The sequence below is a fragment of the Sphingomonas sp. Leaf67 genome (assembly GCF_001421965.1).
Lineage (GTDB): Bacteria > Pseudomonadota > Alphaproteobacteria > Sphingomonadales > Sphingomonadaceae > Sphingomonas.
Genome location: NZ_LMLP01000025.1, coordinates 95,670 through 110,145, shown reverse-complemented (window position 1 = coordinate 110,145; position 14,476 = coordinate 95,670). Strand labels below are relative to the sequence as shown.

14 protein-coding genes are annotated in these 14,476 nt (G+C 67.4%); 8 read left to right on the top strand and 6 right to left on the bottom strand.

Annotated features, from left to right (window positions below; translation table 11 throughout):
• Nucleotides 1–9: 9 nt before the first annotated feature.
• The 6 genes from ASE90_RS18365 to ASE90_RS18340 all read right to left on the bottom strand — a co-directional run bounded on the left by ASE90_RS18365 (nucleotide 10) and on the right by ASE90_RS18340 (nucleotide 5,849).
• Nucleotides 10–783: a flagellar hook-basal body protein gene (locus tag ASE90_RS18365; RefSeq protein WP_162235115.1), complete on the bottom strand. Its 774-nt coding sequence runs from the start codon at nucleotides 781–783 to the stop codon at nucleotides 10–12.
• On the bottom strand, nucleotides 783–1,427 hold the full coding sequence (locus tag ASE90_RS18360; protein ID WP_056004415.1) for a flagellar hook-basal body protein: 645 nt from the start codon (nucleotides 1,425–1,427) through the stop codon (nucleotides 783–785). The genes ASE90_RS18365 and ASE90_RS18360 overlap by 1 nt, the downstream gene beginning before the upstream one ends.
• A 420-nt stretch (nucleotides 1,428–1,847) precedes the next feature.
• Nucleotides 1,848–2,198 carry a hypothetical protein gene (locus tag ASE90_RS18355; protein ID WP_056004412.1) on the bottom strand — a complete coding sequence of 117 codons (351 nt, stop codon included), beginning with the start codon at nucleotides 2,196–2,198 and terminating at the stop codon, nucleotides 1,848–1,850.
• 78 nt (nucleotides 2,199–2,276) lie between these two features.
• Nucleotides 2,277–3,578 carry an amidohydrolase family protein gene (locus tag ASE90_RS18350; RefSeq protein ID WP_056004411.1) on the bottom strand — a complete coding sequence of 434 codons (1,302 nt, stop codon included), beginning with the start codon at nucleotides 3,576–3,578 and terminating at the stop codon, nucleotides 2,277–2,279.
• Nucleotides 3,575–4,990: an amidohydrolase gene (locus ASE90_RS18345; protein ID WP_056004408.1), complete on the bottom strand. Its 1,416-nt coding sequence runs from the start codon at nucleotides 4,988–4,990 to the stop codon at nucleotides 3,575–3,577. The genes ASE90_RS18350 and ASE90_RS18345 overlap by 4 nt, the downstream gene beginning before the upstream one ends.
• Before the next feature lie 34 nt (nucleotides 4,991–5,024).
• Nucleotides 5,025–5,849, bottom strand: coding sequence for a hypothetical protein (locus ASE90_RS18340; RefSeq protein WP_056004405.1), 825 nt, complete (start codon nucleotides 5,847–5,849; stop codon nucleotides 5,025–5,027).
• Nucleotides 5,850–5,976: 127 nt separating this feature from the next.
• On the opposite strand from ASE90_RS18340, the gene ASE90_RS18335 reads away from it, so the two are divergent.
• The 8 genes from ASE90_RS18335 to ASE90_RS18300 all read left to right on the top strand — a co-directional run bounded on the left by ASE90_RS18335 (nucleotide 5,977) and on the right by ASE90_RS18300 (nucleotide 14,472).
• Nucleotides 5,977–6,660, top strand: a complete 684-nt coding sequence (locus tag ASE90_RS18335) for a DUF4129 domain-containing protein (protein ID WP_235531952.1) — start codon at nucleotides 5,977–5,979, stop codon at nucleotides 6,658–6,660.
• Entirely contained in the window at nucleotides 6,657–7,868 is a 1,212-nt protein-coding gene (locus ASE90_RS18330) for a hypothetical protein (RefSeq protein WP_056004402.1), read from the top strand. Before ASE90_RS18335 ends, ASE90_RS18330 begins: the two co-directional genes overlap by 4 nt.
• Entirely contained in the window at nucleotides 7,865–8,821 is a 957-nt protein-coding gene (locus tag ASE90_RS18325) for an AAA family ATPase (protein WP_056004397.1), read from the top strand. The genes ASE90_RS18330 and ASE90_RS18325 overlap by 4 nt, the downstream gene beginning before the upstream one ends.
• Nucleotides 8,818–10,047, top strand: a complete 1,230-nt coding sequence (locus tag ASE90_RS18320) for a DUF58 domain-containing protein (protein ID WP_056004394.1) — start codon at nucleotides 8,818–8,820, stop codon at nucleotides 10,045–10,047. The genes ASE90_RS18325 and ASE90_RS18320 overlap by 4 nt, the downstream gene beginning before the upstream one ends.
• Complete coding sequence (locus ASE90_RS18315; protein WP_056004392.1) at nucleotides 10,044–11,030, top strand: stage II sporulation protein M; 987 nt, start codon at nucleotides 10,044–10,046, stop codon at nucleotides 11,028–11,030. The genes ASE90_RS18320 and ASE90_RS18315 overlap by 4 nt, the downstream gene beginning before the upstream one ends.
• Complete coding sequence (locus ASE90_RS18310) at nucleotides 11,023–11,916, top strand: RDD family protein (RefSeq protein ID WP_056004614.1); 894 nt, start codon at nucleotides 11,023–11,025, stop codon at nucleotides 11,914–11,916. Before ASE90_RS18315 ends, ASE90_RS18310 begins: the two co-directional genes overlap by 8 nt.
• Before the next feature lie 47 nt (nucleotides 11,917–11,963).
• Entirely contained in the window at nucleotides 11,964–13,733 is a 1,770-nt protein-coding gene (locus ASE90_RS18305) for a sensor domain-containing diguanylate cyclase (RefSeq protein WP_056004390.1), read from the top strand.
• A gap of 70 nt (nucleotides 13,734–13,803) precedes the next feature.
• The gene (locus tag ASE90_RS18300; protein WP_056004387.1) at nucleotides 13,804–14,472 is read left to right on the top strand and encodes a hypothetical protein; all 669 of its coding nucleotides are present in this window, start codon (nucleotides 13,804–13,806) and stop codon (nucleotides 14,470–14,472) included.
• The last annotated feature ends 4 nt before the right edge of the window (nucleotides 14,473–14,476 follow it).

The window sequence follows — 14,476 nt, the reverse complement described above, 5'->3', positions numbered from 1 at the left end:
GTGTCCGCGTCAGCGCCGCAGCGTGTTCGCGATCCCCATCATCTGGTCGGCCGCCTGCAGGATCTGCGCATTCGCCGCATAGGCGCGCTGGACCAGCATCATCCGCACCATTTCCTCGGTCAGCTGCACGTTCGACCGCTCGACCGCGCCCTGAACCACCTGCCCGACGCCATCCTCGCCCGGCACCAGTTCCTCCAGCCGCGTGCCATCGGCGATCCGGTACAGCCCGCCGTCCAATCGAGTCACGCCATCCGCGTCGTTCAGCCGGACCAGCCGTATCTGCCCCAGTTCGACCGGGGCGGCACCGTCCGCGCCCTGCGCCCGCACCGTGCCGTCGGCGGCGATCGACAGCGCGGTCACATCGTCGGGCACGGTGATGTTGGCCTTCAGCGCAAACCCGCCCGCCCCGGTCAGCGCACCATCGTCGCCGACCTTCAGCCGGCCACCGCGCCACAGCACGCTCTGCCCGTCCGGCCCCATCAATTCGATGAAACCCGCGCCATCGATTGCCACGTCCATCGCCGCGCCGGTGCGCTGCAACTCGCCCGGATCGTTCAGCATGAATTGCAAATCCAGCGCCACCCCGGCCAGGGTCGGTGCCGCCGATTGCAGGTCGGCGGGCAGCAACGTAGCGTCGGGCCGGCTGGCGACGACATCGGCAAAGCGCACTTCCGACCGCTTGAACCCGGCGGTGTTGATGTTCGAGATATTGTTGGCGATCACGTCCAGCGCCAGTTGCTGGGTGCGCAACCCGATCGCGCCGATCTGATAGGCGTCGCTCATCATTTGCCTCCGAAGGTGGCGGCGGCGCGGCCCATCAATTCGTCGTACAGCTGGATCAGCCGCGCGCCACTTTCGGCCTGTCGCATCGCGACCATCGTCTGGGTCATTTCGTCGCCCAGCGTGACGTTTGACGCTTCGAGCATCCCCGACCGCACTTCGGCCCCGTCGGTCTCGACCATCGCCTGCCCGGCAAAGAAGCTTTCGCCGACCGCCGTCAGCCCCGCCGGATCGTCGCAGCGTTCGACGGCGATGCGGGCAAGGTCGATCTTCGCGCCGTCCAGCACCAGATCGCCGCCGCCCGCCTGTTGCAGGACATAGCCCTGCGGCGTGACCAGCAGCCCGTCGACGTCGCGGCGGAACTGCCCCTGCCTTGTATAGAGGGTGCGCTCGCCATCGCGGACCCGGAAATATCCGTCGCCGCTGATCGCCAGATCGAACGGATTGCCGGTTTCGGTCAGCGACGCCTGCGCGCCATCGATCCGCGTCGCCAGCGCGACCTCGCTGCGCGCCGCAACCGTATCGGCAAAGCCGATCCGCCGCTTGTATCCCGGCGTCGCCACGTTCGCGATATTATGCGCCGCGACATCCAGCCGGGCTTGCGCCATCCGCATCACCGCCGTCGCCGAATCCACCAACCCCGTCATGCCCGTTCCCACCAGCCCGCGATGCGACGCTGATGCCGCAGCGTTTAGCGTTGGGACAGGACAACCGCGTCCCTTTCGGAGCGGCGTTACCTCCGAACCGGATGCGATACGGGCAGGCGGTGGTTACGAACCGGTCCGTTGCTCCTGCGGAGCCGTTGTATTTGCGAAACCGAAGCCCGTTTCATCATCGTCACCCCGGACTTGCCCGAGACCTTTGCAAAAGTCCCGACTCCCTCCCCTTGCCGTACCCCCGCGCAGGCGGGGGTCCAGAGTTCCAAGCGCAAGTCCTTGTTCTGTTTGGCTCTGGACCTCCGCCTGCGCGGGGGTACGATCATTCTCTGGCTAAGTGCGCGACTTTCACAGACGACTCGACCCGATCCGGGGTCGCCGGCAAAGACAACGCCGCCACGTCAGCCCAATCTACCGCGCCATCACCGGCTGTGGCGTGAAGCTGGTCACGTTCGCCATCCCGTTCGCTCCGAAGGTGATGATATGCCGCGATCCTTCCTGACAGGTCGCGACCCAGCTGCCCGGCTTTTCACCCCGTTCCGACGCCGTCACGCCCTGACAGGGCAGCCCGGCGTCGCGGATCGCGCGGATGAACACGCCTTCGCGCTGGCCGGGTGCCAGCGCATTGACCTTTGCGGCCATTTCCTGCGCTTCCTGCGAATTCGCGATGGCAGCCTGATTGGCCGCCGCCTGCTGCTCGGCGCTCGGTCCGCACGCCGCCAGCATCAGCGATCCACCCAGCATCACGAGCAACGCACGCATAGTCTATCTCCCAAAGGTACCGCCGGCGCGGCCACTGTCCGTTTCGGACAATCGACGACCGCGCCGACGGTTCCCGGCTCAGCGTTGATACGCCTTGGGCAGACCTTGTTCCTGCGGCACGAGATAGCGGTCGCGCAGGCGTGTCTGGCGGTTGGTCAGCGGTTGGTCCACTCCGTCGATGAACAACTGCGTCGGGACCGACCCGATTTCCAGCGGATCGCCGTCCCAGATCACCACGTCGCCGCGTCGTCCGGCAGCCAGCGTCCCGATTTCCGCGTCCATGCCGATCGCGCGCGCCGGCAGCGAGGTGATCGTCGCGAACGCCGCGCCCCAGTCGAGCCCGGCCGCACCCGGAATCTTCGACAGCGCGACCAGATTGCCGGCATATTGCCGCACCAGCCGGGCCTGCCGCGATTCATCGTCGCCGATCATGCCGATGCCGACGGTGACGCCCGCCGCCTTCATCCGGCCGATATTGGACTGGGTCGCCGCCAGCTGTTCGAAGCTGGCCGGCAGGTCGGCCAGCGCACTGGCCAGCACCGGCACGCCCGCCGCCGCAATCTGCTGCGCCACGGTCCAGCCTTCGGCCGCGCCCACCAGCACCGGCTTCAGCCCCGCAAACTCGCGCTTCAGCGCCAGCACGCCGAGGATGTCGGATGCGCGTTCGACATGGATCAGCAGCGGCACCTTCCCCGACAGCACGTCCTGCAACGCCAGCGCATCGGCACGCGTCAGCAGTGCTTCCTTGCCGCGATCGGCGAAGCTCGCCGGATTGCGGCCATAGGCCTGCGCCTCGAACAGCGCGTTGCGGAACATCGCCATCGCCGCCGGGCGACTGCCGCCCGCCGCGCGCGCGCCGGCCTCGCCCCATTCCATGAACTGGAAGGCGCGCGGACGGGTGACCGCGTCCATGTCGTTGCCCAGATCGATGACCGCGCCCTGCCCGGCGAAGATCGACCCGCCATTGTCGGGCGCGACGACTGCGCGGGTAACACCGTCGGTGCGGTTGATCGCGATCGGCGTCGCGCGCGGGTTCAGCCCGGCGGTCACGTCCAGCCCGGCATTGAACACGCTCTCGCGCGCCGAAGCGTCGTTGGTCGGTCCCACGCCGTCGACCTCGACGATGCCCAGCCGGGTGAAGCCCGCGACGATGCCCGGCGTGACATAGCGCCCACCGGCATCGATCGTTTTGCCCCCGGCAGCGGCAGCCCCGCGTCCGGCCGACACGACCCGCCCGCCGCGAATGACGACGGTGCCGCCCTCGACCGGGGCCGATCCGTCGCCCAGCACCAGCCGGGCATTGGTGATCGTCACGTCCTGCGCAGCGGCGGGAAAAGCGGTGCAGCCGGCCAGCAGCGTGGCAAGGATCAGGCGCTTCACTTCACATCCCCTTCGCCGGGCTGGCCAAGTTCGAAATCGGACACCGGCCGCAGCCGCGGATCATCGGCGTCGTACAGCAGCGCCCCGTCGACCCACACCATCTGCGGGCGGGTATAGACGCTGAACGGATCGCCGTTCCACAGCACGACATCGGCCATCTTGCCCGCCTTCAGCGAGCCCGTAACCTTGTCGATGCCCAGCGCCCGCGCAGGATTGATGCCCAGCCACGTCCACGCATGTTCGGGGGTCACCGCCATGCCGGCACGCCTGGCCGACGCCATGACCTTGGCCACTTCCTGATTGAGCCGCTGGATGCCGTTTTCGCTGTCCGAATGGATCATCGCGCACGCGCCCTGCCGGTCGAGGATCGGCAGATTTTCGCCGATCGCGTCATAGCTTTCCATCTTGAAGCCATACCAGTCGGCCCACACCGCCGAACACACGCCGCGCGCCTTCAACAGGTCGGCGATCTTGTAGCTTTCGACGGCATGGTGGAACGCGGTAACCTTGTACCCCATCTCCTGCGCCATATCCATGACGATGGCCATTTCATCTGCGCGGTAGCAGTGGTTGTGGACGAGGATCTCGCCGTCGAGCACCCCGCGCAGCGTGTCCATCGCAAGGTCGCGGGACGGCGCTTCACCGCCATCGGCCTCATACTTGTCCCATTTGCGATCATATTCCTTCGCGCGCAGCCACGTCGCGCGATCGACCGCCAGATTGCCCATCCGGGTCGACGGCATCCGCCCCTTCGACCCATAGACGCGCTTGGGATTCTCGCCGCATGCCATCTTCAGGCCATAGGGCGCGCCGGGGAACTTCATCGCCTGCATCGTGCGGCCATAGACGTTCTTCAGCGTCACCGACCGACCGCCCATCAGGTTCGCCGAGCCCGGCAGCACCTGCAGCGTCGTCACCCCGCCATTGGTCAGCGCGCGCGAGAAACCGGGGTCCTGTGGCCAGACACTGTGTTCGGCCCAGACATCGGCGGTGACCGGTCCGGTCATCTCGTTGCCGTCGCTATGCGCCTCGACGCCGGGGCTGGGATAATCGCCCAGATGGCTGTGCACGTCGATGATGCCGGGGGTCACCCATTTGCCCTGCCCGTCGATCACGCTCACGCCTTCGGCCGGGGCGATCGATTGCGCGACCTCGACGATCTTGCCGTCGCGGAACAGCACCGAACCGCGATCGATCCGCCCGCCCTCCCCGTCATAGATGGTGACGTTGGTCACCAGCGTCGCCCGCCCCGGATAGGCGTGATAGGTCGACGGATAGGGATCATGGTCATATCCCTTGCCCGCGCCCGGCCCCTTGCCCTTGCCCGCCGGCGCATCGGCCGAAGCCGAGCGGACCTCGCCCTTGTCACCGGTACAGGCGACCAGCCCGGCGGCGAGCGCCACCATCGTCATTGTTCGGATCACGCCTTACTCCCCTTTTGATATGTCAGGCGAACACCGCCTCGAGGTCATGGCTGCCCATGCCCTCCTTGGCGGTCCGCACTTCGTGATAGACGGCGGCGGTGCCGGTCGTCGTCAGTACGCCGATCAGCGTGGCGAACACCGCCTGCACACCGGCCACCAGCCACAGATTCTGCGCCCCGCCGGCGGCTAGCGCGATCCCCTGCGTCAGGCCGCTGGCCATCATCCACAGGACGACCGCGATCAGGATCAGCAGCAACAGCCGCCACCGCATCCCGCGCAGCAAGTCGGCGCTCCGTCCGAAACAGTCGAAGATGCCGCGCCCCTCGCCGGCCATGACCGGCAGGACGATGAACCACGTCAGCCCGAGGATGATGCCCGGAACCACCAGCAACACGAAGCCGACCGCCAGCGCGATGCCGAACAGTATAAGCAGCGCCAGCGCCGGCAGCGTCCGCCGCAGCGCCATGCGCAGCATCGCACCGAACTCGATCGGCCGGCTGGCAAGCGTATCGAGGGCGATCCCCATCATGAACAGCTTGATGAAGGGATAGACGAACAACCAGATCAACCAGAGCGGCGCCATCGAATAGGCCAGCCCCTGAATTGCTGCCGTGTCGCCCATGCGCTGTGCCATCGTCGGCAGGAGGAATTGCATCGGCGCGTTCAGCACTGCGCTGGCCGCCAGCAAGGCCAATGGGGCACCGCCGATCGCACCGAACGCGTTCGAGATCACCCGCCCGATACCGAAACTGTGGGGCGATCGCCGCCCCTCCATCCATGCCCCGCCCAGCGCGATCGCCAGCAATATCACCGGCAGCAACAGGACCAACACCCCGAATGCCAGCATTCGTTACATCCCCCCACAACGCCGCCCCCGGCGTCGACCCAAAGTCTGGGTGGAAAAGCGTTGCATGTAAATCGGCGATTTGCTCCAAGCAGGGCACACGCCGCGGGGGCGTACCGAAAGGACGGACGTGGCGCGGGGGCAGATCGCGAATAGCGTGAACAATGCCGCGTCGGCACCGCCCGCGATCGATTCCGACCGGGTGGCCGCGGCGTGGCGGACGATCCGCGCCGATCCGTCGATCCAGTTCAACCTACCCGAAAAGTCGCTCGAGCCGCGCGATCCGCCGCCCGGCTGGCTGGAACCGGTCCTGCGCGCGATCGGTGATTTCATCGAGTGGGTCGGCGGCGGATGGCGGCTGATCCTGTGGATCATCGGCATCGTCATCGCCGTTACGCTGGTCTTCGCGCTGTTCCCCGGCCTTCGCGACTGGGTGCGCGAACGCTTCGGGCGCACGGCCACGGCCACGGCGGTGGACGAACCGCAATGGGCCCCGACCGAGACCCGCGCCCGCGCCCTGTTGGAGGATGCCGACGCGCTCGCCGCCGCCGGGCGGTTCGACGAAGCCGTCCACCTGCTCCTCTTCCGCAGCATCGACGACATCACGGCATGGCGCGGCGACGTGGTCCGCCCGGCCGATACCAGCCGCGACATCGCCCGCGCCGATGCGCTGCCCCCGGCCGCGCGCGGCGTGTTCGCAGGGATCGTCGCGGCGGTCGAACGCAGCCTGTTCGGCGGCCGCGCTCTTGGCGAAGGCGACTGGCGACAGGCGCGCGCCGACTATGCCGGCTTCGCGCTGCGGGGGGCCAAGTGAACCCGTCGTCGCCCTTCGCGGTCCGTACCGTCATCCTCCTCGTCATCGGCGGCGCGCTGCTGCTGCTCGCGTCGATCCTGATGTCGGGGTTCGGCGACGAACTGTCGCGCGCCGTTGGCGATGCCCCGGCCGCCGATCGCAAGGACGGCGCGGGCTATCACGCGTTCAAGCGGCTGGTTGATGCGGTACAGCCGCCCGGCCGCAACGATGCCGATACGCTCAACAATCCCGCCATCGTCATCCTGACACCGACCAACACCACCCGTCCCGAAGACGTCAAGACGATCGTCGACCGCCGTATCTCGCTCGCCAACGCGGCGATGGAAGACAGCGGCGACGACGAACCGTTCGACCGCTATCCAACCCTCATCGTCCTGCCGAAATGGCAGACGGAGGCGATCCCGCTGGCGGGCGGAAAGGTCCGCCGCATCGGCACGGTCGACATGGCGCGCATCCAGAAACTGGTTCCCGCCGACGTCGACTGGCATGTCGAGAACCGCGAAAATGTCGGCGTCAGCGCCGACTATCCCGAAATCCGCTCGTTCGCCGTCCCCGACCGGCCGTTATATGCGGTAAAGGGCGCTACCGTCGAACCGCTGATCGTCGCGCGCGACGGCGCGGCGGTGCTGGGTCAGGTCGGCAGCAGCGACACCTTCGTGCTGGTCGATCCCGATCTGGTCAACAACCGCGCCATGGCGGACGAACGCAATGCGAAGGCCGCGCTCGCCATGCTGCGCGCGATCGATCCCGAACATGATGGCCGCGCCGTATTCGACCGGTCGCTGCATTACACGCGTGGCGACCGCAATCTGGTCAAGCTGCTGTTCCTGCCCCCGTTCCTCGGCGTGACCCTCGCCCTGATCGCCGCCGCGATCCTTGCCGGCATCGCCGCTGCCGGGCGCTTCGGCCCGCCGGTCGCCGATCCGCGTGGGCTGGCACTCGGCAAGCGCGCGCTGATCGACAATATCGTCGCGCTGACCCGGCTGGCCCGGCGTACCGCGCAGGCCGGCGAACGCTATGCCGACACGATGCTGGAGGTGACGTCGCGGCGGTTGCTGGCCGGGGAAATCCCCTCGCCCGAACGGCTCGACCGCATCCACCCCGGCTATTCCGACATCGACCGCCGCCTGCGCGATGCCCGCAGCGAACACGAGGCATTGGTCGCGGCGAGAGACCTGCACATATGGAAGAAGGAAACAGGCGCATGACGCTCGACGAGGTACGGTCGCTGGGATCGGCGATCGACCGGGAGATCCAGAAAGCGGTCGTGGGACAGGCGGACGCGGTGCGCCTGCTCACCATCGCGCTGTTCTCCGCCGGTCACGTCCTGCTCGAAGGACCGCCGGGCACCGCCAAGACGCTGCTGGCGCAGAGTTTCGCGCGCACGCTGGGCCTCGATTTCGGGCGTATCCAGTTCACGCCGGACCTGATGCCCGGCGACATCATCGGCTCCAACCTCTTCAATTTCCAGACGTCGCAATTCGCGCTGACCCGCGGGCCGGTGTTCTGCGAAGTGCTGCTCGCCGACGAGATCAACCGCACCCCGCCCAAGACGCAGGCGGCGCTGCTGGAGGCGATGCAGGAACGCCGCATCACCATCGACGGTCGCACCGAGCAGCTGTCGGACCGTTTCACCGTCGTCGCGACACAGAACCCGATCGAGCAACAGGGCGTCTATCCCTTGCCCGAGGCGCAACTCGACCGGTTCCTGTTCAAGATCGCGATCGGCTGGCCCACGCTCGACGCCGAACGCGCGATCGTCGCCCAATATGGCACGCGCATCGGCACTCCCGCCCCGCAGGATTCGGGCGTCGAACGGGTCGCCGACGCCGGGACGATCGCCACCGCGATCGATGCGGTGGGACAGGTGCGACTGGCCGACGAGGTCATCGACTATATCGTCCGTCTGATCCGCGCGACCCGCGAACATGGCGACCTGTCGTCGGGTGCCTCGCCGCGCGCCGCATCGGCGCTGGCGGCGGCGGCGCGTGCCGGCGCGGCGCTCGACGGGCGCGATTACGTCCTGCCCGACGATGTGAAGACACTCGCCCCCGCGCTGCTGCGCCACCGCCTAATCCTGTCGCCCAGCGCGGAGATCGACGGCCGCCGCATCGACGATGTCGTCGCCGGCCTGATCGCATCGGTCGAAGCACCGCGATGATCGTCCCCAGCCCCCGTGCGATCCAGCTGACCGCGCTCGCCGCGCCGGTCGGTCTCGCGCTGGGTGTGCTGGCCCCGGCGGCGTGGATCGCCGCGCCGGTCTGGATCATCGGCGTGCTGGCGCTGGTCGTCACCGACGCATGGCTGGCGAAACGGCCGGTGACGACCCTGCCCGACCTGCCAGCGACGCTGAACATCGGCGAGACGTTCCGGCTGGGCAGCGCGGATCTTGCCGCCGCGATCGACGGTCCGGTCGAACGCAACAGTCCCGGCGAATATCGGGCGGTCCGGCGCGGCCGGGCGCGGCTGCACCGCCTGTGGACGCGCCGCATCGGCCCCATGGGGCTGGCATGGCGGCAGGTCAGTCGCAAGACCGATCGCACCATCGCCATCCTGCCCGACATCCGCCCGGTCCGCGATCAGGGGATGCGCCAGTATCTCAACAGCATTTCGGTCGGCAACCGGCTGCGCCGCGATCACGGCGACGGACAGGATTTTCAGGTTCTGACCGATTTTCAGGCCGGCATGGAACGCCGTTCGATCGACTGGAAGGCATCGGCCCGCCACGCATCGTTGCTGGCGCGCGAATTTCATACCGAACGCGACAATATGATCGTCTTCGCGGTAGACGCCGGCCGCGCGATGACCGATCCGGTCGGCGACATGCCGCGCATCGACCGCGCGGTATCGTCGGCGCTGCTCGCCGCCTTCGTCGCGCTCAAGTCTGGCGACCGGGTGCGGCTCTATTCCTTCGCTGCCCGGCCGCAGGTCGACAGCGGCAGCATCGCCGGCGGGACGCGCGGATTCGCACGGTTGCACCATGCCGCCGCCGACATCGATTACGGGGTGGAGGAAAGCAATTACACGCTCGGCCTCGTCACCCTCGACCAGAAGCTCGACCGGCGCGCGCTGGTCGTGCTGTTCACCGAATTTACCGACACGACCAGCGCCGAACTGTTGCTCGCGGCGGCGCAGCGGATGTTGAAGCGCCACCGCGTGCTGTTCGTGCTGTTCCGCGACCTCGAACTGGAGGGGCTGCGCGATGCCGTGCCCGACACCGCCGACGATCTGGTCCGCGCCAACGTCGCGCATCTGCTGCTGCGCGACCGGGCGATCGTCGTCGAACGGCTGCGCCGGATGGGCATCGACGTGATCGAGGCGGCGGCGGATGCGATGCCGCTCGCGCTGGTCGAACGCTATGTCAGCCACCGGGAGCGCAGACGATGAGTGTCAACTTCGGCGCGCATCATTTCCGCACCGAACGCGAGGCCGACTGGGCGCGCCTTGAGGAACTGCTCGACAAACTCGAGGCAAAGAGCCCCCGCCGCCTGTCCGACACCGACCTGATCGACCTCCCGAGACTCTACCGCGCGACACTTTCGTCACTTTCGATCGCCCGCGCCACCTCGCTCGACGCATCGCTGGTCGGGTATCTGGAGGCGCTGTCGACCCGCGCCTATTTCGCGCTGTACTCCGCCCGCGAACCCTGGGGCCGGCAGGTAAAGGCTTTTTTCACAACGCATTGGCCGCGCGCAGTCCGTGCGATCGCGTGGGAATTGCTGTTGTCGACCGCGCTGCTGCTGCTCAGCGCTGTTGCCGCCTACCACCTCGTCCGCACCGATCCCGCATGGTATTCGGCGATGATCTCTCCCGAACTCGCCAACGGCCGCGACATGAATGCCACCGCCGCGACGCTGCGGGAGTCGCTCTATGGCAAACCCGGCGAGGCTCCGCTGGAAATCTTCGCGACATCGCTGTTCACCCATAATTCGCAGGTCTCGATCCTTGCCTTCGCCCTCGGCTTTCTGTTCGCCATCCCGACGATCATCCTCGCCGTGCAGAATGGCGCGATGGGCGGAGCGATGTTCGCCGCCTTCGTGCCGCACGGTCTCGGCTGGGGACTGTTCGCGTGGCTCATGATCCACGGCACGACCGAAATTGCCGCGATCGCCCTTGCCAGCGCCGCCGGCATCCATATCGGCCGTGCCGTCGCCTTTCCCGGCGATCGTTCGCGCATGGCCGCGGCGGCGGAGGCCGGGCAGCGCGGCGCGATCATAATGATCGGCGTCATCCTGATGCTGCTGATCGCCGGCCTGCTGGAGGGGTTCGCCCGGCAGCTGGTCAACGACGACAGCGCCCGTCTGGCGATCGGCGGCGGGATGCTGGCGCTATGGATTGTCTATTTCAGCTTTGGTGGCCGTCGTGGCTAAACGACCGCGCAAGCCCCGCCAGCCGCGCACGCTCGACCGGCAATTGGTCACGCCGGAGGGGGTACCGCTGAACCTGCGCCTGGGTTCGGCCGGTGCGCGCGCGGGCGCGTTCACGATCGACGCGATCATCATGCTGCTGATCCTGATCGGCACGTCGCTGCTGATCGCCGCGCTGGCGATCGGTGGGCCGAAGGGCGCGCAATCGCTCTACGCAATCGTCTGGCTGCTCGGCTTTTTCGTGTTGCGCAATTTCTACTTCGTCCTGCACGAAGCCGGCCGGCGCGCGGCGACGCCCGGCAAACGGCTGATGAAGCTGCGCGTCGTGTCGCGGGACGGCGCGCGGCTGACCGGCGCGGCGGTGCTGGCACGCAATCTGATGCGCGAAATCGAGGTATTCCTGCCGCTGATGTTCCTCGGTTTCGCCTTTGCCGAGGGCATGGCGTCACGCTGGACGGCCGTGCTGGCGCTCGGCTGGGCGTTGATCCTGCTGTTCCTGCCCTTGTTCAATCGCGACCGTCTGCGCGCCGGCGACCTGATCGCCGGAACGTGGGTCGTCGAGCGCGAGGTGCGAAAACTGGGTGAGGATCTGCTGATCCAGACCGCTCATGAAAAGGACCGCAGCCGCATTACGCCGTTCACTGCCGCCGAACTCGACGCCTATGGCGCGTTCGAGTTGCAGCGGCTGGAGGACGTCCTGCGTCGGAACGACCGCGCCGACCTGTTCGCGGTGGCGAACGCGATCCGTCGCAAGCTGGACCGCGCCGACGACGGCGCCGACCTTGCTTTCCTCGAAACATATTATGGCGACCTCCGTCGCCATCTCGAACGTAAGTTGCTGTTCGGGCAGCGCAAACGCGATAAATTCGACCATACTGGATCAGATTGACGTAATTCTATACGCCGTATTAACCGATCGCACCCACAAGCTGCACGATGGCAATCGGCACCTCCAGACTTCGGATCGGACTGTTCAGCGGGCTGCTCTACTTCGTGCTGTCCGCCATCGCCATCAATCCGGTCCATAGCAGCGGCGTCGCGACGTTCTGGCCCGCTACTCCGGTTCTGCTGGCGCTTCTGCTCGCCCGTTCGCGTCGCAAATGGAAGGCGATCCTGATCGGTGCGACGATCGGCAGCCTGCTGGCGTCGAGCCTGTTCGGCTTCGGCGTTGTCAACGCCATCCCGATGGCAGCGGCGAAGATCGGGGAGGTCGTCGTGGCGATCGGGTTGTTCAACCGGCTGAACGTCCGGCGCGGGTCGTTCGGCTCGCTCGATCGCATCTGGCGCTATGTCGTCGCGGTCGGCATCGTCGCTCCCGCGCTGGGCGCGACGATCGCGGCAGGGGTTACCGCCATGCGCTACGACCTGTCCTTTGCCGGGCAGTGGCGAACCTGGTTCGTCGGTCACGGACTGAGCATGGTCGCGCTGACCCCGCTCCTGTCGCTGCTGTTTTCGGGTGCCACGCTGCGGTGGTGGCGCGGCGCGGCCCGACGGACGCGCGGCGAGGCGATGGTGCTGCTGACCACGACGGCGATCATCGCAGCGGGAGTCTTCGGCCAGAACACGCTGCCGCTGCTGTTCCTGCCGATTCTGCCCGTCATGCTTACGACCTTCCGTCTCGGTCTGATCGGCGCGGCAGCCGCGATCATCGTGCTGGCCATGATCGGCGGCTATGCGACGCTGCACGGCATGGGGCCAGCCAATTATGTCAGCGATAATTTGAATCTGAGGCTGGAATTCCTGCAACTCTACATCGCCTGCACCGTCCTGACCGCCTTTCCGGTCGCAGCCGACCTCAGCCGTCGCCAATCGCTGTACCGGCGGTTGCGGGAAAGCGAGGCGCGCTATCGCGTGCTGGCCGATCATTCGACCGACATCGTGCTCAGCGTCGATCGCAGCGGACGGGTCTGCTATCTCTCGCCATCGATCGAGCCGCTCCTTGGCAAGACACCGGAGGCGTTGCTGGGATCGCGCGCGCTGGAGCTGGTCCATTCGCTCGACCGCGACATCGTGCTGGTCGCACACCGGGACGCGATCCTCGCGCCGCAGGGGACGCAGATCGTCGAATGCCGGATGCGGGTGACCAGCGGCGCGCTGCACTGGTTCGAAGCGCATACGCGCGCGGTGACCGACGACCATGGCGTGGTGTCGGGCACGGTTTCGATGGTCCGCGACGTGACGCATCGCAAGGCATTGGAGGCTGAATTGTCGCGCGCCGCATCGACCGATCCGTTGACCGGCCTTGCCAACCGGCGCGCATTCGATGCGGCGCTCGCACACCGGATCGATGCCGCTGTGGCGGGCGACCGGGGCGGCTGCGTCGCCATCTTCGACCTCGATCACTTCAAGTCGGTCAACGACCGGTTCGGCCATGATGCCGGCGACCACGTCCTGCAATCCTTTGCGCGAATCGCGCGCGGCGTACTGCGCGAGACCGATGTCGTTGCCCGGCTGGGCGGTGAGGAGTTCGGCGTCCTCTTCCCCGGCGCGGACATCGCCCAGGCGCAATTCTTGAGCGAGCGGCTGCGCGCGACGGTGGCGGCGACGCAGTTGCGCCATGGGCAGGCGTCGGTTCGACTGACGGTCAGCGCCGGCATCGCATCGATCGACGTCAGCAGCAGCGCGGCGGCGGTGCTGCGCGCGGCCGACCGCGCACTATACGCCGCAAAGGCGGAGGGCCGCGACCGGTTGCAACTGGCGGCATGACCGCGCGGTGGCGGCGATGACGCAATTGGTGATAGGGTCGCCGACGTTGAGCGAGCAGAGGAGGCGCGGAGTGCGCGAGACATGGTATCGCGACCCGCGATGGGGACTTGCGGCAGCGACGATCGCCGCGATCGCGGTCGGCATCGCCGCCGGATCGACGGCGGAACCGCTGTGGCGGGTGCTGTTGCTGGCGATGGCCGGGTTCGCATTGATCGGATGGGGGTGGTTCGCGATCCAGGGGGTCGGCTGGCTCTGGCGTCGTCCCGACCGGCGCGAAATATTGCAGGCGCTGACGCTGCAGAACGCCCAGCAGAATTTCAACCAGGCGGCATGGGGCCGGTTCGATCGCGACGCGACGATGCTGCGCATGTTGCTGGCCGAACGCGCGCTGATCCCGATCGAGGCCGAGCTGGTGCGGCACGCGATGGCGATCGAACAGTTCACGGCGGTGGCGCAGGCGCTGCCCGGCTTTTCGCGGTCGGCGGCCTATTGGTACGATATCGCGTCGCAGGGCCATGCCGGCCTGCCCCATGCAACGCCGACGCCGAGCGCGACCGCGCTGGAGGAAGCCGCTGCCGACCTGCCAACGACGCCGCTGTCGGAGGACGACCGGCGCGCCGCCCTGCATTATCTCGCGGTGCGCAAGCGGCTGACGACCGATCGGGCGCTGGTCGAGCGCGAACGACGGGCCGCCCTGCGCAAGCTGGCCGCGCCGCCGCCCTCGCTTCCGGTCGAATAGGGAC

Excerpts from the sequence above, each read along its gene's own strand:
- ASE90_RS18365 (WP_162235115.1), bottom strand. The coding sequence starts at position 783 with ATGAGCGACGCCTATCAGATCGGCGCGATCGGGTTGCGCACCCAGCAA.
- ASE90_RS18360 (WP_056004415.1), bottom strand. The coding sequence starts at position 1,427 with ATGACGGGGTTGGTGGATTCGGCGACGGCGGTGATGCGGATGGCGCAA.
- ASE90_RS18355 (WP_056004412.1), bottom strand. The coding sequence starts at position 2,198 with ATGCGTGCGTTGCTCGTGATGCTGGGTGGATCGCTGATGCTGGCGGCG.
- ASE90_RS18345 (WP_056004408.1), bottom strand. The coding sequence starts at position 4,990 with ATGACGATGGTGGCGCTCGCCGCCGGGCTGGTCGCCTGTACCGGTGAC.
- ASE90_RS18340 (WP_056004405.1), bottom strand. The coding sequence starts at position 5,849 with ATGCTGGCATTCGGGGTGTTGGTCCTGTTGCTGCCGGTGATATTGCTG.
- ASE90_RS18325 (WP_056004397.1), top strand. The coding sequence starts at position 7,865 with ATGACGCTCGACGAGGTACGGTCGCTGGGATCGGCGATCGACCGGGAG.
- ASE90_RS18320 (WP_056004394.1), top strand. The coding sequence starts at position 8,818 with ATGATCGTCCCCAGCCCCCGTGCGATCCAGCTGACCGCGCTCGCCGCG.
- ASE90_RS18315 (WP_056004392.1), top strand. The coding sequence starts at position 10,044 with ATGAGTGTCAACTTCGGCGCGCATCATTTCCGCACCGAACGCGAGGCC.
- ASE90_RS18305 (WP_056004390.1), top strand. The coding sequence starts at position 11,964 with ATGGCAATCGGCACCTCCAGACTTCGGATCGGACTGTTCAGCGGGCTG.